This window comes from Bradyrhizobium sp. STM 3562, from assembly GCF_045571435.1.
Taxonomy (GTDB): Bacteria; Pseudomonadota; Alphaproteobacteria; order Rhizobiales; family Xanthobacteraceae; genus Bradyrhizobium.
In genome coordinates this window covers 2,910,949-2,932,977 of the sequence record NZ_CP120694.1, presented here as the reverse complement: position 1 = coordinate 2,932,977, position 22,029 = coordinate 2,910,949, and the positions used below count along the sequence as shown (strand labels likewise).

23 protein-coding genes are annotated in these 22,029 nt (G+C 63.6%); 8 read left to right on the top strand and 15 right to left on the bottom strand.

Annotation, left to right across the window (positions count from 1 at the left end; all coding sequences use genetic code 11):
* Positions 1-91 precede the first annotated feature (91 nt).
* Positions 92-367 (top strand): hypothetical protein, encoded by a 276-nt coding sequence (locus P6U23_RS13345; protein ID WP_407180206.1) that lies wholly within the window; start codon positions 92-94, stop codon positions 365-367.
* A 387-nt stretch (positions 368-754) separates the two neighbouring features.
* Here P6U23_RS13345 and P6U23_RS13340 read toward each other — a convergent pair whose 3' ends face one another.
* The 5 genes from P6U23_RS13340 to P6U23_RS13320 all read right to left on the bottom strand — a co-directional run bounded on the left by P6U23_RS13340 (position 755) and on the right by P6U23_RS13320 (position 4,463).
* On the bottom strand, positions 755-1,030 hold the full coding sequence (locus tag P6U23_RS13340) for a helix-turn-helix domain-containing protein (RefSeq protein ID WP_407180205.1): 276 nt from the start codon (positions 1,028-1,030) through the stop codon (positions 755-757).
* 10 nt (positions 1,031-1,040) lie between these two features.
* Positions 1,041-1,367: a transcriptional regulator gene (locus tag P6U23_RS13335; RefSeq protein ID WP_407181443.1), complete on the bottom strand. Its 327-nt coding sequence runs from the start codon at positions 1,365-1,367 to the stop codon at positions 1,041-1,043.
* A 4-nt stretch (positions 1,368-1,371) separates the two neighbouring features.
* Entirely contained in the window at positions 1,372-1,695 is a 324-nt protein-coding gene (locus P6U23_RS13330) for a type II toxin-antitoxin system RelE/ParE family toxin (protein ID WP_407181442.1), read from the bottom strand.
* Between the two features lie 723 nt (positions 1,696-2,418).
* Complete coding sequence (locus P6U23_RS13325; RefSeq protein WP_407180204.1) at positions 2,419-3,204, bottom strand: 2-keto-4-pentenoate hydratase; 786 nt, start codon at positions 3,202-3,204, stop codon at positions 2,419-2,421.
* A gap of 215 nt (positions 3,205-3,419) precedes the next feature.
* Positions 3,420-4,463 carry an SDR family oxidoreductase gene (locus tag P6U23_RS13320; RefSeq protein WP_407180203.1) on the bottom strand — a complete coding sequence of 348 codons (1,044 nt, stop codon included), beginning with the start codon at positions 4,461-4,463 and terminating at the stop codon, positions 3,420-3,422.
* Positions 4,464-4,552: 89 nt separating this feature from the next.
* On the opposite strand from P6U23_RS13320, the gene P6U23_RS13315 reads away from it, so the two are divergent.
* Positions 4,553-4,981, top strand: coding sequence for a winged helix-turn-helix transcriptional regulator (locus P6U23_RS13315; RefSeq protein WP_407180202.1), 429 nt, complete (start codon positions 4,553-4,555; stop codon positions 4,979-4,981).
* A gap of 114 nt (positions 4,982-5,095) precedes the next feature.
* On the opposite strand, the gene dksA is transcribed toward P6U23_RS13315, so the two are convergent.
* Together dksA and P6U23_RS13305 are read right to left on the bottom strand one after the other, a co-directional pair.
* The gene (dksA, locus tag P6U23_RS13310; protein ID WP_157450148.1) at positions 5,096-5,461 is read right to left on the bottom strand and encodes an RNA polymerase-binding protein DksA; all 366 of its coding nucleotides are present in this window, start codon (positions 5,459-5,461) and stop codon (positions 5,096-5,098) included.
* Between the two features lie 234 nt (positions 5,462-5,695).
* Positions 5,696-6,307 carry an NAD(P)-dependent oxidoreductase gene (locus P6U23_RS13305; protein ID WP_407180201.1) on the bottom strand — a complete coding sequence of 204 codons (612 nt, stop codon included), beginning with the start codon at positions 6,305-6,307 and terminating at the stop codon, positions 5,696-5,698.
* Positions 6,308-6,499: 192 nt separating this feature from the next.
* Here P6U23_RS13305 and P6U23_RS13300 point away from each other — a divergent pair, with 192 nt between their 5' ends.
* The gene (locus P6U23_RS13300; protein ID WP_407180200.1) at positions 6,500-6,874 is read left to right on the top strand and encodes a winged helix-turn-helix transcriptional regulator; all 375 of its coding nucleotides are present in this window, start codon (positions 6,500-6,502) and stop codon (positions 6,872-6,874) included.
* Between the two features lie 19 nt (positions 6,875-6,893).
* On the opposite strand, the gene P6U23_RS13295 is transcribed toward P6U23_RS13300, so the two are convergent.
* Complete coding sequence (locus tag P6U23_RS13295) at positions 6,894-7,313, bottom strand: flagellar assembly protein FliX (protein WP_407180199.1); 420 nt, start codon at positions 7,311-7,313, stop codon at positions 6,894-6,896.
* Between the two features lie 266 nt (positions 7,314-7,579).
* On the opposite strand from P6U23_RS13295, the gene P6U23_RS13290 reads away from it, so the two are divergent.
* The 4 genes from P6U23_RS13290 to P6U23_RS13275 all read left to right on the top strand — a co-directional run bounded on the left by P6U23_RS13290 (position 7,580) and on the right by P6U23_RS13275 (position 10,135).
* Complete coding sequence (locus P6U23_RS13290) at positions 7,580-8,704, top strand: flagellar basal body P-ring protein FlgI (protein WP_407180198.1); 1,125 nt, start codon at positions 7,580-7,582, stop codon at positions 8,702-8,704.
* Positions 8,704-9,060: a flagellar assembly peptidoglycan hydrolase FlgJ gene (gene flgJ, locus P6U23_RS13285; RefSeq protein WP_407180197.1), complete on the top strand. Its 357-nt coding sequence runs from the start codon at positions 8,704-8,706 to the stop codon at positions 9,058-9,060. The genes P6U23_RS13290 and flgJ overlap by 1 nt, the downstream gene beginning before the upstream one ends.
* 13 nt (positions 9,061-9,073) lie before the next feature.
* Positions 9,074-9,565, top strand: a complete 492-nt coding sequence (locus P6U23_RS13280) for a hypothetical protein (protein ID WP_407180196.1) — start codon at positions 9,074-9,076, stop codon at positions 9,563-9,565.
* Positions 9,566-9,766: 201 nt separating this feature from the next.
* Entirely contained in the window at positions 9,767-10,135 is a 369-nt protein-coding gene (locus tag P6U23_RS13275) for a hypothetical protein (protein ID WP_407180195.1), read from the top strand.
* A gap of 313 nt (positions 10,136-10,448) precedes the next feature.
* Here P6U23_RS13275 and flaF read toward each other — a convergent pair whose 3' ends face one another.
* The 3 genes from flaF to P6U23_RS13260 form a co-directional block, all read right to left on the bottom strand.
* Positions 10,449-10,814 (bottom strand): flagellar biosynthesis regulator FlaF, encoded by a 366-nt coding sequence (gene flaF, locus P6U23_RS13270; protein WP_024510431.1) that lies wholly within the window; start codon positions 10,812-10,814, stop codon positions 10,449-10,451.
* A 247-nt stretch (positions 10,815-11,061) separates the two neighbouring features.
* Positions 11,062-13,308, bottom strand: coding sequence for a DUF1522 domain-containing protein (locus P6U23_RS13265; RefSeq protein WP_407180194.1), 2,247 nt, complete (start codon positions 13,306-13,308; stop codon positions 11,062-11,064).
* 238 nt (positions 13,309-13,546) lie between these two features.
* Positions 13,547-15,784: a DUF1522 domain-containing protein gene (locus P6U23_RS13260; RefSeq protein ID WP_407180193.1), complete on the bottom strand. Its 2,238-nt coding sequence runs from the start codon at positions 15,782-15,784 to the stop codon at positions 13,547-13,549.
* Between the two features lie 318 nt (positions 15,785-16,102).
* Between P6U23_RS13260 and flbT the strand changes: the two genes are divergently transcribed.
* On the top strand, positions 16,103-16,528 hold the full coding sequence (flbT, locus tag P6U23_RS13255) for a flagellar biosynthesis repressor FlbT (protein ID WP_407180192.1): 426 nt from the start codon (positions 16,103-16,105) through the stop codon (positions 16,526-16,528).
* Positions 16,529-16,846: 318 nt separating this feature from the next.
* Here the strand turns inward: flbT and P6U23_RS13250 are convergent, their stop codons facing one another.
* From P6U23_RS13250 to P6U23_RS13235, 4 genes are read right to left on the bottom strand one after another with little or no spacing between them, the layout of a single operon-like run.
* Entirely contained in the window at positions 16,847-18,352 is a 1,506-nt protein-coding gene (locus P6U23_RS13250) for a pyridoxal phosphate-dependent decarboxylase family protein (protein WP_407180191.1), read from the bottom strand.
* Positions 18,349-19,602 (bottom strand): RimK family alpha-L-glutamate ligase, encoded by a 1,254-nt coding sequence (locus tag P6U23_RS13245; RefSeq protein WP_407180190.1) that lies wholly within the window; start codon positions 19,600-19,602, stop codon positions 18,349-18,351. The genes P6U23_RS13250 and P6U23_RS13245 overlap by 4 nt, the downstream gene beginning before the upstream one ends.
* Positions 19,592-21,232 carry a hypothetical protein gene (locus tag P6U23_RS13240; protein ID WP_407180189.1) on the bottom strand — a complete coding sequence of 547 codons (1,641 nt, stop codon included), beginning with the start codon at positions 21,230-21,232 and terminating at the stop codon, positions 19,592-19,594. Before P6U23_RS13240 ends, P6U23_RS13245 begins: the two co-directional genes overlap by 11 nt.
* A 10-nt stretch (positions 21,233-21,242) precedes the next feature.
* On the bottom strand, positions 21,243-22,025 hold the full coding sequence (locus P6U23_RS13235; protein WP_407180188.1) for a hypothetical protein: 783 nt from the start codon (positions 22,023-22,025) through the stop codon (positions 21,243-21,245).
* Between the last annotated feature and the right edge of the window lie 4 nt (positions 22,026-22,029).

The following is a 22,029-nucleotide window of genomic DNA, read 5'->3' as shown; positions in this document are numbered from 1 at the left end:
ACTCTGAATACGCGATCTGGGTATAGCCGATACCATTCTACAGGCGCTCAATGGCCTAATCCGAATGAGGGCGTCGTACGATGTGCTTTTGATGTATCTGCCGAAGGCGTGGAGCGACGCGTTCGAGTATAATGGCTTCGACCTTCACGACTACATTAAGGCAATATTGGCCCGCCTGAACCTTCCTGTGCAGATAGTCAATGACCTAACGTTTGAGCGTCGTTGCCGCGCTAATGTACTTTGGGGCATCAGCGTGGCTCTATACGCAAAGGGAGGCGGCATACCTTGGAAGCTTGCGCAACTTGATAAGGATGAAGCCTACGTCGGCATAAGCTACGCGATTATTCGCAGCTATTTGACGTTGTGAAACAGGTCCCGCAGATTGTCGATGATGTCTTCGACTATCGGCTCTTCATGTGAGCGATTTTTTCCGCCGCCCTCTCGAGCGCCAGTGCGCACACTGTGTTGCGATCTGAGGAATGTCATTCGCGGGATATCCACTTGCTGTTCCTTTGACTATGGACTCCCCCCACCGCGCTGAGACTCCGGCGCCATCACTATCACCGCGGCCCGTTGGTCGCGTTAGGACATCGGCCGATTGTCCTCTAGCTCCGGCGACACATGATGTTTGTTGATAGCAAGCACGAGATCGGACGAAGCGCTCATAAGCCTCCGCCTGCCTTCGTCGCGTCAGGAAAACTCAATCTCGCTAGGGCGAGCCTTTCGCAATTGCGTGTGCCCCCGCAGGCCGGGTCTATCGACGCACGACCACATCCACCTTGTAGTCCAGCCGATCCAGGCAGCGAACCAGACGATCGATGGAGAACTTGCCGACACGGCCGGTAACAAGCGCTGAAACGTCCGGCTGCTTCAGTCTAAGCAGAGCCGCCGCCTTGGTCTGCGTGAGTTTCCGCCGTTTGATGACCCTGCGTATCTCGCGGACGAGTTTTGCCTTAAGAAGCTCTCCCTCCGGATTGGCGAATCCGAGGTCCGCAAAAACATTGCCACCGCTTAAGGTCACCATCTTCATTTCGCTGCCCTCACGCCGCCTCTGTCACCGCCCGTATCTCAAGACGCACACCCGTCTCCTCCTGCAGCACGCGAATGACTCCGAGCAGGTTCTCAGCCGTTGGATTCCCCTCCGACCCAAACATGCGCATCAAGCTCTTTTGCGGACGGCCAGTTACTTCACTCAAGCGCTCAAACCCGATCGTGGCATTGATATAGGTCCGCAGGCCCGCGCGGCCGTCATCGGTTTGGCCTTTCAGCAAGGCCTCTACCGCCTCCTGAAACAACGCTTCACGAAAAGCGGGATCGCGTTCTGCCCGCGCGCGCACCGTGTCGCGAAAATTTCGGGTCAATGGCATGACATCATCTCTCATCGCGTTTGCGTTTCTTGTAGTCCCGCCAGCGGTGGAGCGCGGCATCGATATCGTCCTGCTGTCGTCGTTTGGTGCCGCCGCCTAGCAGGATGACCAGCACCTTGCCATCCCAACCGAAATAGACCCGATAGCCCGGACCGCGATTGATCCTGAGTTCGGCAGCCCCCTCGCCGATCGGCTTGACATTCGAGGTGTTGCCCTCGGCAAGACGCTCGATGGCAATGGTCACGATGGCGGCCGCCTGCGCATCAAGACCGTCGAACCATCTCCGGAAAGGGCTCAGGCCGCCGGAGACGTATTCCTCAATTCGGATCATATGGTACCATATACGTTACCATCACAGCAAGCTTGACTCGCAAACACCTCTCCATTATGTTCTCGTTTTGTTCCAATCCGTCAAGAGGGACGTATCGCGATCGTCACGAGACGTGGGTTGGAATGCGGTGGACGCGACGGGGCCGGCAGACGAGCGGCATTCGGCGCGGACGGCGAAGCCGTGTGGTCCTGGCGCCCCGTGGCTGGCGCTAAGTTGGCGGCGATGCTTTCGCATCGCGCCGGCGATGGTGGCAACAAAGTCTGGTTCACCAGGGAGAGCGCGGAGTAAGCCGTAAACCATCGCGCAGGGAGGGCCGGTTGATTCCGCCTTCACCTGTGGTCTTCGCGCTTTCGCGCAACCTTTTTGCGCGAGGGCTCACGGGTGCCTGGCGGGCATCCGGTCTTCCCTGCGCCCTCTATTCTTTGGAGGGACGAGCTTCGGGCATGGCTCGGGCGCTGGTGGCGCCGCGGGGATGTGGGCCTGTGCCTTGGTGTATGTCTTGCTGGCTGTTTGGAAATTGCATCTGGATTTGTGGCGTGGGGCGCCATCGAACTGACATCGTCATGCCCGGGCTTGTCCCGGGCATCCACGCCTTCCCTGACGTGGCCCAAACGTGGATGGCCGGACAAGCCCGGGCATGACGGAGGAGAGTGGGAGTGCGGTGTGTCGCTTGCCTGTCGGCACGATGTCGGCGGAGAACGGGATCAGCCCTCCCCCACCTCAGGCGAACTCCGCCTCCACCTTCCCCAGCCCCGCCAGCTCCATCACCACACGATCGCCCGGCTTGAGCCACACGGTCTTCACCAGGCTTCCCGTCAGCACGATCTGGCCCTTGTGCAGGCTCTTGCCTTCGGCGGCCAAATGATTGGCGAGCCAGGCGAGTGCGTTGTGGGGATGGCCGAGCACGTCGGCACCCCGGCCCGCCCCCGCCTCCGCGCCGTTGATCAGCGCGCGCCCGGCCACCTCGCGCACGTCCGGCGCCGCATAGCGGCCGACCGGCTCGCCCAGCACGCAAGCCGCGGCAAAGAAATCATCGGCAACGAGGGTCGGCGCGCCCAGCGTCTCCCACTGCTCGTAGCGATCGTCGACGATCTCGATCGCGGGCATGTAGGTCTCGATCGCCTCCCCCACCCATTCGGCCGTGAACGGCGCTTCGCCGGCGGCAAGATCCCGCGAAAGCTCCACCGCGATCTCGCATTCGACGCCAACGTGGACGAAATCGGAGGCCGCAAGCTTCACCCCGCTCCGATGCACGCCGCGCTCGAACACGCCGCCGCCGCATGGATGCGGAATATTGAGATATTCCTGCATCACGTTGGAAGTGCAGCCGATCTTGTAGCCGACCAGCGCGCCGCTCTCGGGCAGCAGGAGATCATGCACCGCGCGCTGCACCTGGTAGCCCTCCGCCTCGTCGCGCGGCGCGATCTTGGCGGGGAGCGGCTTCAGCTTCTCACGCGCCCGGCGCGCGCCGGCGATCACCTTCGCGGCCTCGACGACCCTGTCCATCGCGCGTCCCTCCGGTTCACGTGCTTGCGCGTGCTCGACAGCATGATCCGGCAAAATGGGCGGCGGTTTGGCATCGCGACCGATCGCGAAGCGTTCGCGCCGAGATCGTGCTCGAACAAAAGCGCTGGAGCGGGACGACGCTCAAGAAAAGCCATCCCGCTCCCGCGCCAGTTGAGCACCCCGCCCAGCGCGTGGCAAGCGCGCAGGCAGCAGGCTTACGGCTTGACGAGACCGAGCCGGATCAGGCTCTCTGCGGTGTCGACGATCATCTCCTCGTTGCCGCGCGGGTCAAAGCCGAGCAGCCGACGCGCCTTGTCGCCGCTGACGCGCCTGACCTTGCCGAGCAGCGGCAGGCTCGCCCGCGCCATCGGGTTGCGCAGCGCGGCGAGGCGGATCAGCCAGTTCGGCGCCTGGAAGCGCGGCACCCGGCGCGCGGCAGCACCGAGACGCGCCCGCAACACCTTCGCGACCTGAAGGATCGACATGGTCTCGCCGGCCACCGCAATGAATCGCTCGCCCTTGGCCGCCGGGCTCGTCATGGCGCGCAAGTGCAGCTCGGCGACGTCGCGCACGTCGACCAGGCCGAAATAGATGCGCGGGGTCAGCGGCATCGCGCCGTCGAGCAACGCCTTGATGATGTCGATCGAGCCGGAAAAATCGCGTCCCAACACGGGGCCGAAAATGGCGGTGGGATTGACGACGGACAGCTCGAGGGCGCCGCCTTCGCGCGCCACAAATTCCCAGGCCGCGCGCTCGGCGAGCGTCTTCGATTTGGCGTAAGGCTGCCCGTCGACGGCCTCGAGATTGGTCCAGTCGGTCTCGTCGAACGGTGTTTCGCGCGAGGGGTGGCCGTAGGCGATCGCCGCGGCGGAGGAGGTGAGGACGACGCGCTTCACGGAAGCCTCGCGCGCGGCGCGCAGCACGCGCAGCGTCCCCTCCCGCGCCGGCATGATCAAATCGTTCTCGTCCTCGGGCACGTAGGTCAGGAGCGGCGAAGCCACATGAAGGACATAGTCGCAGCCCTCGGCCGCCTCGCGCCAGCCGACATCCCCGGTGAGGTCGGCGGTGAAGAAGGAAAGCCGGTCGGGTGGCTCGACGCCGCCGTTGTCGATAAAGCCCTGGCGCAGCATGGCGCGCACGTCGCTCTCGCGCTCCGGCCGACGCACGGTGGTGCGCACCGTGTGCCCCGCCTCCAGCGCCCTTAGGATCGTATGCACGCCGACAAAGCCGGACCCGCCCGTCACCAAAACCGTGCTCATCGTCGAAATCTCTCCCTCGAAACCGCCGCGGCATCGGGCGGACCTGCACAGCGCGCATCTGGGCACCTATGTAAGGCGCGGCAAGTAGGATGAAATTTCGGACCGGTATGGAAAAGATGACCAGCATGGCCTGCGAGACCAGCGCGGATGACTGCACCAGCGATCCTCAACTGCTGCTTCACTTCAAGCGCGCGCTTCACGCCCTTGGCGGCAAATGGAAACTCGACATCCTGTTCGCGCTGAGCAACGGCGCCGTGCGGTTCGGCGCCCTGCGCCGCGCGGTTTCCGGCGTCAGCCGGCATATGCTGACCGCGCGCCTGCGCGAGCTCGAGCAGGACGGCCTCATCTCCCGGACCGCGTTCGCCGAAAAGCCGCTGCGGGTCGAATATCAATTGACCGACGCCGCCTATGCCCTTCTGCCGGCCTTCAAGGAGTTGTTGAGCTGGTGGCAGGCGTACGGACGGGGCGCGCGCAATGCACGAGGCGGCTCAAACGTCGCCGCAGCGAGTTCGGCTTGAGAATTGTTTTGGAAGAAAAAAGTGGCCGCCGCTCAGCTTCAGCTAACGTGCGACGCGACCAATGCCCGTCGGCCGGCGGTCGGCCGGCAAGCGGAGCCTCAGGGAACGAGCGCCCTACTCGTCCCGGTAAACCTTCTCGCGCTTCTCGTGGCGCTCCTGCGCTTCCACCGACAGCGTTGCGATCGGGCGGGCTTCGAGCCGCTTCAGCGAGATCGGCTCGCCGGTCTCTTCGCAATAGCCGTAAGTGTTGTCCTCGATGCGCTGCAGCGCGGCGTCGATCTTGGAGATCAGCTTGCGCTGGCGGTCGCGGGCGCGGAGTTCGATGGCACGGTCGGTTTCGGAAGAGGCACGGTCGGCGAGATCGGGGTGGTTGACGTTCTCCTCCTGCAGCGCCTGCAGGGTCAACTTCGATTCCTTCAGGATCTCGTCTTTCCAGGCCAGCAGCTTGGCACGAAAATATTCGCGCTGCCGCTCGTTCATGAAAGGCTCTTTTTCGGAAGGTCTGTAGTTTTTAAACTTTTCCAAGGCCAGCCCATCTTCTACCTGCAGGCGCCGCGCCTTTGCGGCGCCGCGCGAGGGGAGGGTTCCTCTCGCGAGCGGCCTTATATAGCGGCGCCTTGTGACAGACAATCTTTCCGTGACAGCCGGCCGCCCTGCCCCAAGCCCTTGCACAGGCAAATCTATCCGGCCCGGCGGGCCGGCCGCCCGGGGGCGTTAATACCCTACCGTAAAGCGCTTGCGGATATGGGCCGGGCGCTCGATTTCGTCAGCCATGGCGACCGCAAAGTCCTCGAACGTGATCCAGCTTTTTCCGGCCGAATCGGTCAAGAGCTGGTCCGTTCCGAGCCGGAACTTGGCCGTCCGCTCGCCGTGAACGATCAGGGCCGAGGGCGAGAGGAACGTCCAGTTCAGTTCCTTCTCCTGCAGCAGCCGGTCAAGAAACGCCGCCCCCTTCTCGGCCTCGGCCTTGTATTCCGCGGGAAACGTCGCCGTCGTGACCAGCCGGACACCCGGGGCCACTTCGAGCGAGCCGGCACCCCCGACCACGAGATAGCGTGGAACGCGCGAATCCTTCGCCGCCCCGATCAGGGCCTCAGGATCGCTGGCGAGGAAGTGAATGGAACTCACAGCCGCGTCATGGCCGGCCCACAGCTTGGCGAGCTCAGCCCGGTTAAACGCGTCACCCCTGACGGCAGTCACATTGGGCAGTTTTGCGATCCTGTCCGGATTGCGGGCAATCCCGGTCATGCTATGGCCACGGCGCGCGAGCTCGGTGGTAATGCAGGATCCGGCCCTTCCCGAGGCACCGGCAACGGCGATTTTCATGAGGAACTCCTTTACGGCTTTCAGTTGGCGAGGTAACCAATGGCGACTAGATAGCGTAAAGAATTCAGGTGTTAAGAACGCACTTTGGGATCACCTGGTAACGCGCGAGTAACGTGCCAGTCGACTTGCCGAAGCAGTTCGTCCAGACCGCTAGCCGGCGTCTCTCCGAAATCATCGTCAGAGTATTCCACCATGAAAACCCCCAATGCCTATTCGGCCGCCTGCCCGACCCGCCAGATTCTCGACCGCGTCGGCGACAAATGGGCGGTGCTGATCCTGCTGCTGCTTCGCGAAGAGCCCTTGCGCTTCAATCAGTTGCGCCGCGCGATTGAAGGCATCTCGCAGAAGATGCTCTCCCAGGTTCTCAAGAGTCTGGAGCGCGACGGGCTGGTGAAGCGACGCGCCATCGCAACCGTGCCCGTGACGGTCGAGTACTCCATCACGCCGCTCGGAAAGACGTTGGCGGCCGCGGTCGATCCCTTGCGCGATTGGGCGGAGCGAAATCTGAAGGAGGTGCTGGCGGCGCAGCGCCGTTATGATGCGCAGCACCACGCGAACGCGGCATGACGCGGTCGGAACTGTCCGGTCAGTGCTGGCTCGCCTTGGCGAGTTCGACTTCGACCCGCAGTTCGATCTCGGACAGCACCGCGTCAAGTCCGGGATCGCCGGATGAGGATTTCAAGCTGGTGGCGGCATCCCGCAAACGGCCCACCATCGACTGGTCGAGATTGCCGGAGAGCAGGCGGAGCTTGAGGTCGTCAAGCACCTCGAGCGCGCCCTTGCCGCGCTGGACCGAGCGCTTGCGCCGCTCGACCGGATCTTCCTCGATACCCTGCAACGCGAGCAGGACATCGATACCCGCGGTGGTGCGCGGCGCGACGGGTGCGCGCGTCTCCTGCGCCGTCGCCATCTCCTCCTCGGGAAGCACAAAGCCGCCGGAGGACGTCTTGCGTGCCGTCGACGCAGGCGGGCCCAGCGTCGCGCCGTTGGGTCCATAAACGCGCATGGTCTGCCCCCTGTGATCGCAGGCAGAGCTTGGCCGATTTATGGTTAAGGGAGCGTAAACAGCCCGGCAAATTCTGCCGGGAGGCGGCAGTTTCACGCCAGATGGCAAACGCCGGCTTGCAGTGGTCCGGCAAAAATCCAGTCGAAATTTCAATCAAATAGCCCCTAGCCAAGGCGTGGCACGCCGCTCGCATTGGTAAGGGGCGGACCGCAACGCTATGGGAGTGGCGAAGCGATCCGGCAGTTAAGTTCGAGGGGAGCATCAGGATGCAAAGCGTCCGTCGGATACGATTCTTTCGGCTGGCCTGTGCCGCGCTGTCGGCGCTGCTGCTGTCGGCCGAAGCGTGCCATGCCACATCGCGGATCAAGGATCTCGCGAATATCGAGGGCGTGCGGCAGAACCAACTGATCGGCTACGGCCTCGTCGTCGGCCTCAACGGCACTGGCGACACGCTGAACAACATCCCCTTCACCAAGCAGTCGCTGCAGGCGATGCTCGAGCGGATGGGCGTCAACATCCGCGGGCAGACGATCCGCACCGGCAACGTCGCCGCCGTGATGGTGACCGGCAACCTGCCGCCATTCGCCACGCAAGGCACGCGCATGGACGTGACCGTCTCCGCGCTCGGCGACGCAAAAAACCTGCAGGGTGGCACCCTGCTCGTCACGCCCCTCCTCGGCGCCGATGGCAACGTCTACGCGGTCGCGCAGGGCTCGCTCGCCATCTCCGGCTTCCAGGCTGAAGGCGAAGCGGCAAAGATCGTGCGCGGCGTGCCGACGGTCGGGCGCATTGCCAATGGCGCGATCATCGAGCGCGAGATCGAGTTTGCGCTGAACCGCCTGCCCAACGTGCGGCTGGCACTGCGCAACGCCGATTTCACCACGGCGAAACGCATCGCGGCCGCAGTCAACGACTTCCTCGGCGTCAAATGCGCCGAACCGATCGATCCCTCAACCGTGGAGCTGTCGATCCCGCAGGAATTCAAGGGCAATGTCGTGGCGCTCCTCACCGAGATCGAGCAGTTGCAGGTCGATCCCGATCTCGCCGCCAAGATCATCATCGACGAGCGCTCCGGCATCATCGTGATGGGCCGCGACGTCCGCGTGAACACGGTCGCGGTGGCGCAAGGCAATCTCACCGTCACGATTTCCGAGAGTCCGCAGGTGAGCCAACCCAATCCGTTCTCGCGCGGCCAGACCGTGGTGACGCCGCGCACGAACATCAGCGTCTCCCAGGACGGCAAGAAATTCGCCGTCGTGAAAGACGGTGTCTCGCTGCAGCAGCTCGTCGACGGCCTCAATGGGCTCGGCATCGGGCCGCGCGACCTGATCGGCATCCTGCAGGCGATCAAGGCCGCAGGCGCGATCCAGGCCGACATCGAGGTGATGTGATGCAGGCCAGCACCATGACCTCCTCGCCCGCCGCCGGCAATTTCACCACCCCCGTGCTCAACAGCCGGCCGGACTTCGAGTTCGCAGCCGCCCTCACGAAAGTCTCGCCGCAGGCCCAGGCCAAAGCCAAGGCCACTGCCACGGATTTCGAAGCGATGTTCCTCAACTCCATGTTCGCAGAGATGACGAACGGGCTGAAGGGCGAAGGCCCATTCGGCGACACGGTAGGCACCGGCGTTTGGCGTTCGATGCTGACCGAGCAATATTCGCAATCCTTCGCCAAGGCCGGCGGCGTCGGCATTGCCAGCGAGGTCTACCGAACGCTGATCCTGCAGCAGGCCAAACGCACGAGCTGACGGGGGTTTTCAGATGAACGCAAATGCACAACCCAAGGAAGCGCCCTCCACTTATGTCGCGGCCGCGACGGCCGAGGAGGCGCGCAAGCTCGCGGACGAGCTGATGGAGGTCATGAGCGCGCTGCTCGGGGTGATCGAACGGGAGACCGAACTCGTCCGCGCCGGCCAGCTACGCCAGGCCATGACATTCGGAAATCAGAAATCGGAATTGTCCCGCCGTTATGTCAGCACCGTCGGCAATCTCAAGGCGAGCCAGAAATTCATGTCGCGCTCGGCGCCTGATCTGCTGAAAACGCTGCATCGCCATCACGACACTTTCCGCGCGATGCTGCAGGTCAATCTCACGGTGCTCGCGACTGCCCATGCGGTCTCCGAAAACGTCGTGCGCGGCGTCAACGCCGAGATGCAGCGTCGCAACATTCCGAACACCTATACGGCGCAGGGGCGGCGTACCGCACCCGGGCCGCGTCACACCACTCCGCTGTCGGTCAGCCGCTCGCTGTGACCGCGCACTTCGCGCTTGCCGCCTAACGACAGCAGGCGTCCGCCCTTTACCGACAATTCATCTAAAACTGGTCTGCGGCGGCCAGCCGCGCGTTCACCATATTCCCTAACAGAACGTTGATAGGTCCCGGCCATATTGCATGGCGGGACTGGTTGGAATTGTATTGGTTTCTAAAGGGGTACACAGCACCAGGAGGGTGCAATGAGTACGGATTTCAGCATCAGGCCGGTGGGTGCGCCGGCCCCATCGCCAATTGTGCAGCCTCAGAGCCAGGCGGTGAGCGACGCGGTCGCGACCCAATTGCCGGCGAGCCAGACCGTCACCGCTGCCGACGGCAGCGCCAACGTTCAAAACGACCCGCAGAGCCCGGGCTTTCCGGACGTGACGCATCAGGCCTACTTCGACCGCGCAGCCGCCTCGATGGTCTATCAGGTCGTGAAGCGCGATACCGATGAGGTCGTCGAGCAATATCCCGACGACACGGTGCTGCGTCGTCGCGCCTATTTCCACGCTCTCGATCTGGCGAAGGATTCGCCGCCGCGCGTCATTCCCACCGATCTCTCGGCGTAAGAACCGGCGAGACGCTCGACATCAGCAGTAGAGCAGTCGCGGATCAAGTTACAGCGCCTTCAGTCAGACCCGTCATTGCGAGGAGCGAAAGCGACGATCCGCCGTCGCCCGCTGCGCGAGCTATGGCGAGGCGTGAAGTCCCGCGCCGAGGCGCCTTTGCGCGTAGGCGTAAGCAATCCAGGCTGCATCCGCGGAGAAAGTCTGGATTGCTTCGCTTGCGCTTCGCAATGACGCTGGAGGTTGACCGTACGCTTCCTCGATTCGCTTAGCTTGGCAACTGCACTGGCTTTCGGTGATCACGAAGGCCGCGGCATCAGGCGCGGCCCGAAAGCCCTGCCGCGATATTGCAGTTGATCTCGATCAACGACTTCAACTTCGCGGGATCGGGATTCATCTGCATGTCGAGCGTCTGCTTCATGACGAACACGCCAATGTTGGCGATGTTCTGGCGGACCTCGACGGAATTCGGATTATCGGCGGACGTCGCCGCGCTCATGAAGATCGTCCACAATTGACGATTGAACATCAGCGCCTTGTGCATGGTCTTGTCGGGACCGGCCCAGTTCGCCTGAACTTCCTGCAATTGCCTGGCCGCCTTTAGCAGAGCCTGCGCCTCGATCTCTCTAGGTGGAGCCGTCGTTTGCGACGTGCGGGCGTAGGCTTGAGCAGCGTTGGACATTCACAACCCCAGAACTTATGCTTAAATCGCGATGAAACCGCCTCGTCTGTGTACTTGGTCGCTTTTAAAATATGGTTAGCGGCCATTTCCGTAGATGTACTGTCGATGCGCGTGCGCACATCTTTTGAATCAATACCGAGCGATCGCGCAAAAGACGCGCGGCACAACGACCTGCGCACAACAACACACAAAACAAAAACGGCGGGTCGCCCCGCCGTTTCGTTTGCGTCTCTTGGGTGACGCGATATCAGCGCAGGAGCTGCAACACGCTCTGCTGCGACTGGTTGGCCAGCGAGAGCGCGGAGACCGCGATCGACTGACGGGTCGACAGCGCCTGGCTGTTGGCCGCTTCCTCGTTGGTATCGGCCAGTGTCAGGTTGGCCGAGCCGGTCTGCAGCACGTTGATCAGGTTCTTCGAGAAATCCTGGCGGATTTCGACGATCGACAAGTTCGAACCAAGCGCGGAGGCTTCCGATCGCAGCGAGCTCGAAGCGGCATTCAAGCTCGTCAACACCCTGTTGGTTGCGCCGTTGTCGATGAAGTCGACACCGCTCACGAGGTTGCTGAGCCCGAGGCCGGCCGAGTTGAAGGTCACGCCGTTGATGCTGAGCGTGGAGCGTCCGGTCTCGTTGAACACAAGCTTCAACGTGTCGCCGTTGAGCAGGTTGATGCCGTTGAACGACGAGTCCTGCGCCGTCGCATCGATCTGCGCCAGGATATTGTTGTACTGGTTGACGAGGTTCGCACGCGCCGTCTGCGCGACGGGATCCTGCACCGGCGGCTGCGGAGTCGTGAAGGTGAGAGAGCTCGTGATCGAGCCACCGATCACGCCACCCGCCAGCGAGGAACCGAGCGTCGAAGACGCGTAGTCGTTCGAGACCGTGATCGTGAGCACGCCATTGGCATCGACGGTCGCGGTCAGATTGTTGGCCTGCAGCGCGTGGTTGAGCTGATCCAGAGTCTTGACCGTGCCGTTGGTGCCGTCGCCGAAGGTGACATTGACCGGCGTGCCGCCATTGAACGAGGTGATGGTCAAAGTCTTGCCGTTGATGCCGCCGACCCCCGAGAGACGCGCGGCGGTGAAGGCGGTCGCGGTACCGGTGTTGCCGGCGAGGCCAAGCACGTTGAACGCGTTGCCGGTCCCGGTGATCCCGAGGTCCGCATTGACGCCGGTCGAGATCTTGAGCTGACCGCTGGCGCCGATCGACGAGGCGGTCTGGCCGGCCGCCGTGGCCACGGAGGCCGCACCGTTGGTGATGGTCGCCGTCTGCACGCCGGTGGCGAGGTCGATTGCCTTCAGAACGTCACCGACAGTGCCAGACTGCAGATAGACCGTCGAGTTGCCGTTGCCGTCGGTGACGACGTTGCCGTTGACGCCGGAGCCCGCCGGGACGGCCGTGGACGCGGGAGTCGGAGCATTCTTGAACGTGATGACCTTGCCATCGACGTTCAGCGTCGAGCCGTCCTGGATCAGCGAGCCCAGCGTGGTGCCGCTGGTGATGCGGGCCGCAGTGATCGTTGCATTGCCGCCACCCGTCGCGCTGGTCAGGCCCAGCTTGTTGAGTGTATCGGCCTTGCCGGTGATGCTCAGATCGGCACCGGCCGAGCTCTTGAGTACCAACTGTCCGGTGCCATTGACGCTGGACGCGGTCTGGCCGCCGCCGGCGTTCAGGGTCAAGGTGCCGGATACGTTGCTCTGCACGCCGCTTGCAATGTCAACCGCGGTCAGGACGTCGCCGATCGAAGCCGAGCCGGTGGATCCGAGGAAGATCTGTGCGTTGCCGTTGGCATCCGTGTAGACGTTGCCGGTCGTCTTGCCGGCAATCGCAGTCACCTGGGTAAAGCCCGCCGGAGCAGTGGTCGGAGCATCGCCCGCTTCGAAGGTGATGGTGTGCCCGTTGACGGTGATGGTATCGCCCGCGGCAACACCGGCCTTGGCGTCGGTCGCCGCCGTGCCGTTCAACAGGCTGGCCGCAGTGGTGCCCGCGTTGATGGCGGTGCCCGTGACCGTGCCCGGCGTAGCGCCCAGCGTCGAGCCTGACGTCGCAGCCGACGTGCCGCCAGCCGCACCGGCGTACAGCACGTTGCTGCTCGCGATCGCGCTTGCATAGCTCGTGGTGCCGCGCAGGTCGGCCGGAGTCGCGCCGGGAATTGTCGCCTGGACATTCGACTTGGTGGAATAGCCGACGGTGGTCTGCAGCGCCTGGGTGGCGATGGACTTCGCCGCATCGATGTGTTTCTGCAGCGCGGTGATGCCGGCGTTGGCCTGCTGCAGCACCTGCACGCCATTATTGATGCCGTCGAGCAGGTTGCTGATATCGCTGGCGCGGTTGTCGAGCGACTGGGCGGTGAAGAAGTTGGTCGGGTTGTCGAGGGCCGAGTTGACTTTCTTACCCGTCGCAAGGCGTTCCTGCGTCTGAGCCAGCAGGTTGGCAGTCGACTGCAGCGAGAGCAGGTTCTGGCGGACTGCGGCCGAGAGAACGATGTCGGACATTGGCGGTCTTCCTGTTAATGCACAAACAATTCGATCGGCCCTCGCCGATCTGATGGACTGGCTTGCGCAGATTTGTAGGGCCTGTCCTTTAAATTAAGGTTAATGGGCGCTTAAGCAGGACGGTAAACCGGCGGTTAATGCGGGCATCCCGGGACCAAAGCCCTCCTCTCGATCGCGAAAAATAAAAACGGCGGGGCCGAAGCCCCGCCGCCTTGATTGTCTGTAGCCTTTGCTGAAATCAGCGCAGGAGCTGCAACACGCTCTGCTGCGACTGGTTGGCCAGCGAGAGCGCGGAGACCGCGATCGACTGACGGGTCGACAGCGCCTGGCTGTTGGCCGCTTCCTCGTTGGTATCGGCCAGCGTCAGGTTGGACGAACCGGTCTGCAGCACGTTGATCAGGTTCTTGTTGAAGTCCTGACGGATCTGCACGACCGACAGGTTCGAACCGAGCGCGGAAGCTTCCGAGCGCAGCGTGCTCGAAGCCGTGTTCAGGCTGGTCAGCACCTTGTTGGTGGCGGCGTTGTCGATGAAGTCGACGCCGTTCACGAGGTTGCTGAGGCCAAGACCCGCCGCGTTGAAGGTCACGCCGGTGATGTTCAGGTTCGACTTGCCGGTTTCGTCGAACACCAGCTTGAGCTGATCGCCGTTGAGCAGGTTGACGCCGTTGAACGAAGCGTCAAGCGCCGTGCTGGTGATCTGGGTCAAGATGTTGTTGTACTGCGAAACCAGGCTCGCGCGCGCCGTCTGCGCAACCGAGTCAGCCACAGGGGCTGCCGCAGTCGACCAGGTCAGCGTGCTGGTGATGGTGCCGCCGATCGCGCCACCGGAGGCAACCGAGCCCAGCGTCGAGGACGCGTAGTCGTTGCTGGCGGAGATCGTCAGCAGGCCGTTGGCGTCGATCGTCGCGGACAGGTTGTTGGCCTGCAGCGCCTGGTTGAGCTGATCCAGGGTCTTGACCGTGCCGTTGGTGCCGTCGCCGAAGGTGACATTGACCGCCGTGCCGCCGTTGAAGGAGGTGAAGGTCAAGGTCTTGCCGCTGATGCCACCCACGCCGGAGGTACGCGAAGCGGTGAACGCCGTCGCGGTGCCGGTGTTGCCGGCGAAGCCGAACACGGAGAGCGCGTTGCCGGTGCCGGTGATCGACAGGTCGGCATTGACGCCGGTCGAGATCTGCAACTGACCGCTGGCGTTGATCGACGACGCAGTCTGGCCGGACGCGGTGGCCACAGAGGCCGCACCATTGGTAATAGTGGCCGTCTGAACGCCAGTGGCGAGGTCGATCGCCTTCAGCAAGTCGCTGACGGTCGCCGACTGCAGATAGACGGTCGAGTTGCCGTTGCCGTCGGTGACGAGGTTGCCATTGACGCCGGAGCCCGCGGGAACTGCCGTGGACGCGGGAGTCGGCGCATTCTTGAACGTGATGACCTTGCCGTCAACGTTCAACGTCGATCCGTCCTGGACCAGCGAACCCAGTGAACTGGTGCTGGTAACACGGGCCGCAGTGACGGTTGCATTGCCTCCGCCGGTTGCCGTGGTGAGCCCCAGAGCCTTGAGCGTATCGGCCTTGCCGGTGATGCTCAGATCAGCGCCGGTCGAGCTCTTGAGCACCAAACCGCCGCTGGTCACGGTGGAAGCGGCCTGGCCGCCGTTCAGCGTCAAGGTGCCGGACACGTTGCTCTGCACGCCGCTTGCAATGTCAATGGCGGTCAGGACGTCGCCGATCGAAGCCGAGCCGGTGGATCCCAGGAAGATCTGCGCATTGCCGTTGGCATCCGTGTAGACGTTGCCGGTCGTCGTGTTGGCAATTGCAGCGACTTTGGTAAAGCCCGCCGGAGCGGTGGCCGGAGCGTCGCCCGCCTCGAAGGTGATGGTGTGGCCGTTGACGGTGATGGTATCGCCCGCGGCAACACCGGCCTTCGCGTCGCTCACCGCCGTGCCGTTCAACAGGCTGGCAGCGGTGGTGGCAGCGTTGATCACGGTTCCCGTATCCGTACCCGCCGTCGCGCCCAGCGTCTTGCCGCCGGTCGCAGCGCTCGTGCCGCCGGCCGCGCCGGAATAGAGCACGTTGCTGCTCGCGACCGCGCTCGCGAATGTGGTGGTGCCACGCAGGTCGGAAGCCGTCGCACCCGCGATCGTGGTCGAGACGTTCGACTTGGTGGAATAGCCGACGGTGGTCTGCAGCGCCTGGTTGGCGATCGACTTCGCGGAGTCGATCAGCTTCTGCAGCGCGGTGATGCCGGCGTTGGCTTGCTGCAGCACCTGCACACCGTTGCCGATGCTGTCGAGCAGGTTGTTGATGTCGCTGGCGCGGTTGTCGAGCGACTGGGCGGTGAAGAAGTTGGTCGGGTTGTCGAGAGCGGAGTTGACCTTCTTACCCGTGGCCAAACGGTTTTGCGTGGTGGCGAGCAGGTCAGCGGTCGACTGGAGAGAGAGGAGGTTCTGGCGAACCGATGCCGAGAGAACAATTCCGGACATTGTGATGATTACCTTTCTGGTAACAAACAAACCCCGACCCTTATTGATCGAGGCGCCCGGGGAACGTGAGCCAAGCTCTCTAACAAAGCGTGAAATGGAATCGCGTCTCCGTTCTCGCTGCTGCCTGCGTGACATCCCGAGTGGCCTTTCCCCCGTTCCCGTCCGATCGAGCTTCACGTTGATATGATTGCGTTTTTGCGGCCGACCGACCGCCGTTTACCCGCCGTTAACCATAATCGGCAACGATCCGCCTGATTTTGCACCCGCAGCCGTTACGCTGCGACAATGGCTCGTTCGAGAAGCGCACGGAGAACAGGCATGGCCCTGAAGGTTGAGCTGAAGCCGCACGAGCGGATCATCGTCGGATCCTGCGTCATCACCAACACGGACCAGCGCGCCCGACTGTTGATCGACGGCGAGAACGTTCCGATCCTTCGCGAAAAGGACATCATGACGCCGGAGACCGCCGATACGGCGGCGAAGCTGGTCTATCTCGCAGTGCAGTTGATGTACATTTCGCCGGATCCGCAGAACAATCACGGCACCTATTTCAACCTGGTGCGCGAGATCGTCACCGCCGTGCCGAGCGCCTGGCCGATCATCGAGGAGATCAACAACAACATTCTGAGCGGCGATCTCTACCGGGCGCTCAAGGAAGCCCGCAAGCTCATTGCCTATGAGAAGCAGCTTCGGGATCTGCACGAAGCCAGCCAGAAACTGCGCGACGTCGATACGGCCGCCTGAGCGGCCGCACTTTTTCAATTCCGATCATCATTGCGAGGAGCCAACGGTCCGCGCGAACCGCGGCCCCCGATAACAGGCTCAAGCGACGAAGCAATCGATACTGCATCGTACTCCGCTGTCGTCTCGGACAAGCGAAGCGCGATCCGGGACCCATAACCACAGGCAGGTGTTCTCGCGAAGGCTGGGGTCCAGCCTTTCACAGCAACTCAAGCCTGTGGTATGGGCCCCGGCTTTCGCCGGGGCGACAAGAGAAATTCGGAGAAAGTCTGGATTCCTTCGCTTACGCTCGAAATGACGCCGAAGGACGCGCTTCACGCTCTACATCGCGAGCGGCGGCGCCTCGACCTTCACAAGCTCGCCGGCCGTTCGTCTGGCACCGAATTCCAGCACCGCCGAAAGCAGCGCATCGATGTCGCCTGTATCGGTGCGGTGATTGACAATGGCCGCGCGGATTGCGAGTTGTCCGTCCAGCAGCGTGGTCGACGGCGCCGCAATCCCCGACTCCTGGATGTCCATGACGATCTCGCCATTGACCTTGTTGGCGTCCTCGGCGCGGTAGCGGAAGCAGACGATGTTGAGATTGACCGGTGCCAGTAGCTCCAGCCGCGGTTCGGCCTGGACGCGCGCTTCCAGATAGCCGGCCAACGCGCAAGACCTGGTGATGACGGCGCCGAGCTTCTCGGCGCCATAGGTCTTCAGCGTAAACCAGGTCTTCAGCGCACGGAAACCGCGCGACAGATCGGGGCCGAGATCGCAAGGCCACAGCGATCCCGCCGCCAGCCCTCTCGTTTCCCGCCGCAGATAGGCCGCGGGCGCGGCGAAGGCATCACGATGACGTTCGCCGTCGCGCACCAGGAGAAAGCCGGCGTCGTAGGGCACCTGCCCCCATTTGTGAAAATCGAGCGCGATGGAATCGGCCTGCTCGATACCGGCCAGGAGCGGCGCGAGCGCGGGCGAAAGAACTCCGAGCGCGCCGAACGCGCCGTCGACGTGAAACCAGATGTTCTCCTCGCGGCAGAACGCGGCAAGGGCGACGAGATCATCGATAGCGCCGATATCGACGGTGCCGGCGGAGCCGACCACGAGGAAGGGCTTGAAGCCGATCTCGCGGTCGCGTTCGACCTGCGCACGCAAGGCTGCCACGTCGATGCGATGGCATTGGTCGACGCCGATGCAACGCAGCGCGTCGCTGCCGAGGCCGGAGATGTCCATCGCCTTGCTGATGCAGCCGTGCGCGGCCTTCGACGTATAGGCGGTCAACAAGCTGCCTTCGTTGCCGATGCCGTGCCGTCGGGCCAGCTTGCCAAGCGCCGCCGTCCGCGCGACCAGCACCGCCATCAGATTGGCCATCGAAGTACCGGTGACGAAAATGCCGCTGGCGCTTTCCGGAAAGCCGAACATCTCGCGCGTCCATTGCACGATCTGCCGTTCGACCTCTATCGGAACATGATCGCGGCCGCCGAGATTGGCGTTCAGGCCGGCCGCCAGCATCTCCGCCAGCATGCCGACCGCCGAACCTCCGCCATGGACCCAGCCCATGAAGCCGGGATGGACATTGCCGGTCGCGTAGGGCGCGACGAAATCGGTGAACTCGCGATAGACCTCGGCAAGATCGGACGGCTGACGCGGCAGGGCGGCGCGAAAGCGCGCCCGCACCGCATCCGGGATCGGCTGCCACACCGGCCGCTCCCGAACGGACGCGATATAATCGATCATGTCATCGAGCATGCGATGACCTTGCGCGCGAATGGCGTCCCAGTCCTGCGGATCAAGCGTCTCGCTCGAATCGGATTGAAGTTGTGTCTCTCGGAGCAGCCTGGTCATGCCGCACGCTCCCGCGCCTGCGCCGCGCGGCGCTCCAGCATCGCGACAAACGCATCGAAGATCTTGCGCATCTGCGGCGCCTTGTAGGGAAAGATCGCCGGCGGATCCATGTTGTGGACGACGGCGGTGTTGTCGGCCTCGAAGATCAGCAGCGATCCGTCCCTGTTTTCCGCGCAATCGATGATGAAATAGTCCAGTGCGATCCGTTCGGCGACACCGGCGAGCGCAGTCCGATGCCGGCGCCCGAAGCCGATGTCGAACGTGCGCATGAAGGTCTCCTCCTCCAGGCGTTTTTCGGCGCTCGCCGACATGCCGGCGTTGAGGTACCAGATGTCCCAGTGGTCGGCGACCGCCATGTGGCAGGCGTAGGGCTTTCCCTCGACGAAGACGACGCGGTACTTGCGGAACAGGCCATCCTCGCTCGAATAGTCGACGAAGCGCGACACAAACAATTCCTGTTCGTCGCGACCATCGAGATAGCGCTGCAGCCCGGCGCCGTTGTCGATCTTGGCAAGGCCGACGCCGGCATGCGAGCCGCGTGGCCGCACTATCAAGGGAAAAGCGAGCTCTGAGGCAATAGTCGTGAGCACGTCTTTCGATTTCGCTGCCTGCAACACTTGCTCGCGCGTGACCGCGACGGTTGCGGGAATGTCCAGCCCCTCGATGCCGCGCAAGATGCGGTGCAGCTTGTCGCGATCGAGATTGCCGACAAGCTTCGGCGGGTTGAGCAGCGGCCGCGGCCAGCCTGGTGCAGCAGCCTCGATCTTGCGCAGCGCCTCGCGGCAGTCTTCGGAATCGGAGGCGATCACGATCGCGACGTCATGATCCGGCAGCGGGACCGGCAGCTCCGCTTCAGGGATCACATACAGCATCATCAATTCGATGCCGGACTCCTCCAGCAGGAATTCGATCGGCGTGTTGCTGCCCATGTCGGTCGCAGCCGCAAGCGCCAGCACGCGAAGATGCGCATGCGCCGATGCGCAGGGCGAGCGGAACAACCGGTGCTCGAGCAGAACCTGATATTGCATGGCAAGGCCGGTCTGCTTGTCGCCGAGCAGTTGCGCGATCAGCGACAGGTCAAGCGCCTCGCCGGCATTGGCCGAGCCGTCGAGCACGCGACCGATCAGGTCCTGCCAGATCGACCGGAGATCCCTGCCGTCAAAGGCCATCTTGGCGAGCTTGGCGAGCCCGATACGGTCGGCACAATCCTGGCGCGCCGCCTCCGAGAGCTCGAGAAACCTAGGCTCCATGTGAAGACTCCACAAGTTTTGCGCTCGCCGGATGCGCGAGCAAAAGCTCGATCTTCGCCACCACTTCGGCGATGCGATCAAGCGTGCGTTCGATATTGCGCCGGGCCGTCGCCGGATCGGGCGACCATGCCTCGACAATGAGCCGCGCGCCGACGCAGAGCCGCAGAACCGCGACAGATTGTTCGGCCGGTCCGGCCAGTTCGACGGGCTGCCCAAGCAGGCAGGGGCGTGCGGCGATCTCGCGGTCGGCGGCGCTGAGGCCGGGCATCGCGCTCATATCGCGCGCGAGCGCGCGATGGAGCCGGCGCGATTGGTCTGCCGAGAGCGCACCGCCCTTCCCCTTCACCAAAAAGGGGAAGATGGTCGGCTCCGAAAATTCCTCGTCCTCGGCCATCGTCGCCTGCACCGAACGGCCGATCGCGCCAAGCGCGGGCGAGAGCATGATCAGGTCCTCGATTCCCGACCGCAGCTCCCTGGTCGCATGGAGGCGGAACGCAGCCGGTATGTCGTAGTAGGCCGCCATCTCGTCCAGTGCAGCCTCCCAGCGCAGCCACTGGCCGAGATTGCTTCGGCTTTCCAGGCGGCTGCGCAGCGCCTTCAAGCTTCGCGGCCAGTCGCTGCGGCTGGTGTAATCGAGGAGCCCGGACGCAACCTTGGGATTGCGCGCGAGCACGCGCGAGGCGGCAGCCGGCAGCAGCAATGCGCCGGAGAAGGCGGGCCCGCCGAAATATTTGGAGCCGGTGATCAGCACCATGTAGCCGCGATCCAGATACGTCTTGATGCGGCCGCGGCCGAGCCGCATCTGGCAGGCATCGACGACGACCTGCACCTTGTGGGGCCAGCGTCGGCCGATCTCGGCAAGGCATGCCTCGCTCGGCGCACGCCAGCCGAGCTTCGAGCTGTCCATGATCTGCAGCAGCGCGCTCCCGCCGCCGGCGGTTGCCGCCGCGACTGCTTCCAGCACCGCGATATCGATATCCGCGCGCGGGCCCAACGCCCCTGCCCGATCGAGCAATGGCAGCGCAATGGCATCGCAGGCAAGGCCCGCGATTGGCATATCCTTGCGGACCGCCCGCCCGGCTGCCGTGACCGCGCCAAAGTGCCGCCCGCGCGCGGTGAAGGCGGTTCCGCTGCCGGTCTGATCCGATCCGACCACGATGGTGGTGGGCGATGACCCGAGCCGTGCGCGCGCGACGGACAGCGCCTGCAGTTGCGCGTCGGTGCCCGACGGAGCAAACACGACGTCGACCTCGCGCGCGGGGAGCCGCAGCAGCGCCTTCAGCCTGGCGCGGATCTCCTCCATCCGCACATCATACGCCGCCTCAAGCCCGATCTCGATCGCCGAGCGCATCAGCGCCTCGCGCGCCCCGCCCGCGCGCGCATAGGCCCGCTCCGAAATTGGAGATGCCGTGCTTGAAGCGAAATTCCAGATTTCCGGCGCTGGCCCTGCCCCGCAGCCATATTGGTTGCGCCGGCTCACCGGATCGAGCGCAAGCCGCGGATCGCCGCCGCTCGTGAGGAGATCGTCGAGCGGCCGGAACAGATCGCGCATGCCGCGCGCGACGTCCTCCCGGAAGGGATCTAAACCGAACGCTTCGGCCGTCTGCAACTTCGGAACAGCCGACGTCATCAGCCAGCTCTCAAGCCGCATCCGCCGCTGCGGCCACGACAGGCGCGGGAGCGAATTGCGAGGCAACGCTGCCGTGAAACACGGAAGGCCCGACGTGATCGAGCCGGCTGTCGAGATCGGCCCATATCTCGCCGCCCATATCGGTCCAGCGTTTGCAGAAGGCGAAATCCTCGCTGAGATAGGTGCCGCTCGCCCCGTCGATCATGCATTCGAACAGCGCGAACCGGTTCGGGCTGCCGGCCAAGGCATCATGCGAATGCTCGCGGAAGAACTGCAGCGAGGCATAATGCGCGCACATTCTTTCCAGCACATGGCGCCTGACCATCAAGAAGCCCGTCCCGGCGTAGCGCACGCGGGTAAATCCGCTCACCACCACGACGTGATCGGGATCGTCGATCTCGAGCACGTAATCGAGCGAGGCGGCCGGCAGGTTCGGCCGGCCCGCGTCCATCGCTCGCTTCGCCTTGTCCCAGTTGACCCGCTTGATCGGATAAACGCCGGCCGCGACATCGGCACCCGACTCGATGAGCCGGAACACCTGCTCCGGCGTAAACCCGATATCGGCATCAATAAACAGAAGGTGGGTGGCGGTGGGATCGTTAAGAAAGAGCGTCACCAGATTGGCGCGGGCGCGGGTAATCAGCGCATCGCCATCACGCATATGCACCGTCAAGTCGAGATTGGACATGCTGCGCGCCGCGCGCTGCAGGCCGAAAATCGAGCTGGCATAGATGCTTGAAACCTGCCCGCCGAAGCAGGGTGTGGCGACCACGAGGTGGATCTTGTCGGTCATCAGC

What these genes read in the sequence shown, in the direction of transcription:
- P6U23_RS13345 (WP_407180206.1), top strand. Translation starts at nt 92, where the DNA reads ATGTATCTGCCGAAGGCGTGGAGCGACGCGTTCGAGTATAATGGCTTC.
- P6U23_RS13340 (WP_407180205.1), bottom strand. Translation starts at nt 1,030, where the DNA reads ATGAAGATGGTGACCTTAAGCGGTGGCAATGTTTTTGCGGACCTCGGA.
- P6U23_RS13335 (WP_407181443.1), bottom strand. Translation starts at nt 1,367, where the DNA reads ATGCCATTGACCCGAAATTTTCGCGACACGGTGCGCGCGCGGGCAGAA.
- P6U23_RS13325 (WP_407180204.1), bottom strand. Translation starts at nt 3,204, where the DNA reads ATGGACAGGGTCGTCGAGGCCGCGAAGGTGATCGCCGGCGCGCGCCGG.
- P6U23_RS13320 (WP_407180203.1), bottom strand. Translation starts at nt 4,463, where the DNA reads ATGAGCACGGTTTTGGTGACGGGCGGGTCCGGCTTTGTCGGCGTGCAT.
- P6U23_RS13315 (WP_407180202.1), top strand. Translation starts at nt 4,553, where the DNA reads ATGAAATTTCGGACCGGTATGGAAAAGATGACCAGCATGGCCTGCGAG.
- dksA (WP_157450148.1), bottom strand. Translation starts at nt 5,461, where the DNA reads ATGAACGAGCGGCAGCGCGAATATTTTCGTGCCAAGCTGCTGGCCTGG.
- P6U23_RS13305 (WP_407180201.1), bottom strand. Translation starts at nt 6,307, where the DNA reads ATGAAAATCGCCGTTGCCGGTGCCTCGGGAAGGGCCGGATCCTGCATT.
- P6U23_RS13300 (WP_407180200.1), top strand. Translation starts at nt 6,500, where the DNA reads ATGAAAACCCCCAATGCCTATTCGGCCGCCTGCCCGACCCGCCAGATT.
- P6U23_RS13295 (WP_407180199.1), bottom strand. Translation starts at nt 7,313, where the DNA reads ATGCGCGTTTATGGACCCAACGGCGCGACGCTGGGCCCGCCTGCGTCG.
- P6U23_RS13290 (WP_407180198.1), top strand. Translation starts at nt 7,580, where the DNA reads ATGCAAAGCGTCCGTCGGATACGATTCTTTCGGCTGGCCTGTGCCGCG.
- flgJ (WP_407180197.1), top strand. Translation starts at nt 8,704, where the DNA reads ATGCAGGCCAGCACCATGACCTCCTCGCCCGCCGCCGGCAATTTCACC.
- P6U23_RS13280 (WP_407180196.1), top strand. Translation starts at nt 9,074, where the DNA reads ATGAACGCAAATGCACAACCCAAGGAAGCGCCCTCCACTTATGTCGCG.
- P6U23_RS13275 (WP_407180195.1), top strand. Translation starts at nt 9,767, where the DNA reads ATGAGTACGGATTTCAGCATCAGGCCGGTGGGTGCGCCGGCCCCATCG.
- flaF (WP_024510431.1), bottom strand. Translation starts at nt 10,814, where the DNA reads ATGTCCAACGCTGCTCAAGCCTACGCCCGCACGTCGCAAACGACGGCT.
- P6U23_RS13265 (WP_407180194.1), bottom strand. Translation starts at nt 13,308, where the DNA reads ATGTCCGACATCGTTCTCTCGGCCGCAGTCCGCCAGAACCTGCTCTCG.
- P6U23_RS13260 (WP_407180193.1), bottom strand. Translation starts at nt 15,784, where the DNA reads ATGTCCGGAATTGTTCTCTCGGCATCGGTTCGCCAGAACCTCCTCTCT.
- flbT (WP_407180192.1), top strand. Translation starts at nt 16,103, where the DNA reads ATGGCCCTGAAGGTTGAGCTGAAGCCGCACGAGCGGATCATCGTCGGA.
- P6U23_RS13250 (WP_407180191.1), bottom strand. Translation starts at nt 18,352, where the DNA reads ATGACCAGGCTGCTCCGAGAGACACAACTTCAATCCGATTCGAGCGAG.
- P6U23_RS13245 (WP_407180190.1), bottom strand. Translation starts at nt 19,602, where the DNA reads ATGGAGCCTAGGTTTCTCGAGCTCTCGGAGGCGGCGCGCCAGGATTGT.
- P6U23_RS13240 (WP_407180189.1), bottom strand. Translation starts at nt 21,232, where the DNA reads ATGACGTCGGCTGTTCCGAAGTTGCAGACGGCCGAAGCGTTCGGTTTA.
- P6U23_RS13235 (WP_407180188.1), bottom strand. Translation starts at nt 22,025, where the DNA reads ATGACCGACAAGATCCACCTCGTGGTCGCCACACCCTGCTTCGGCGGG.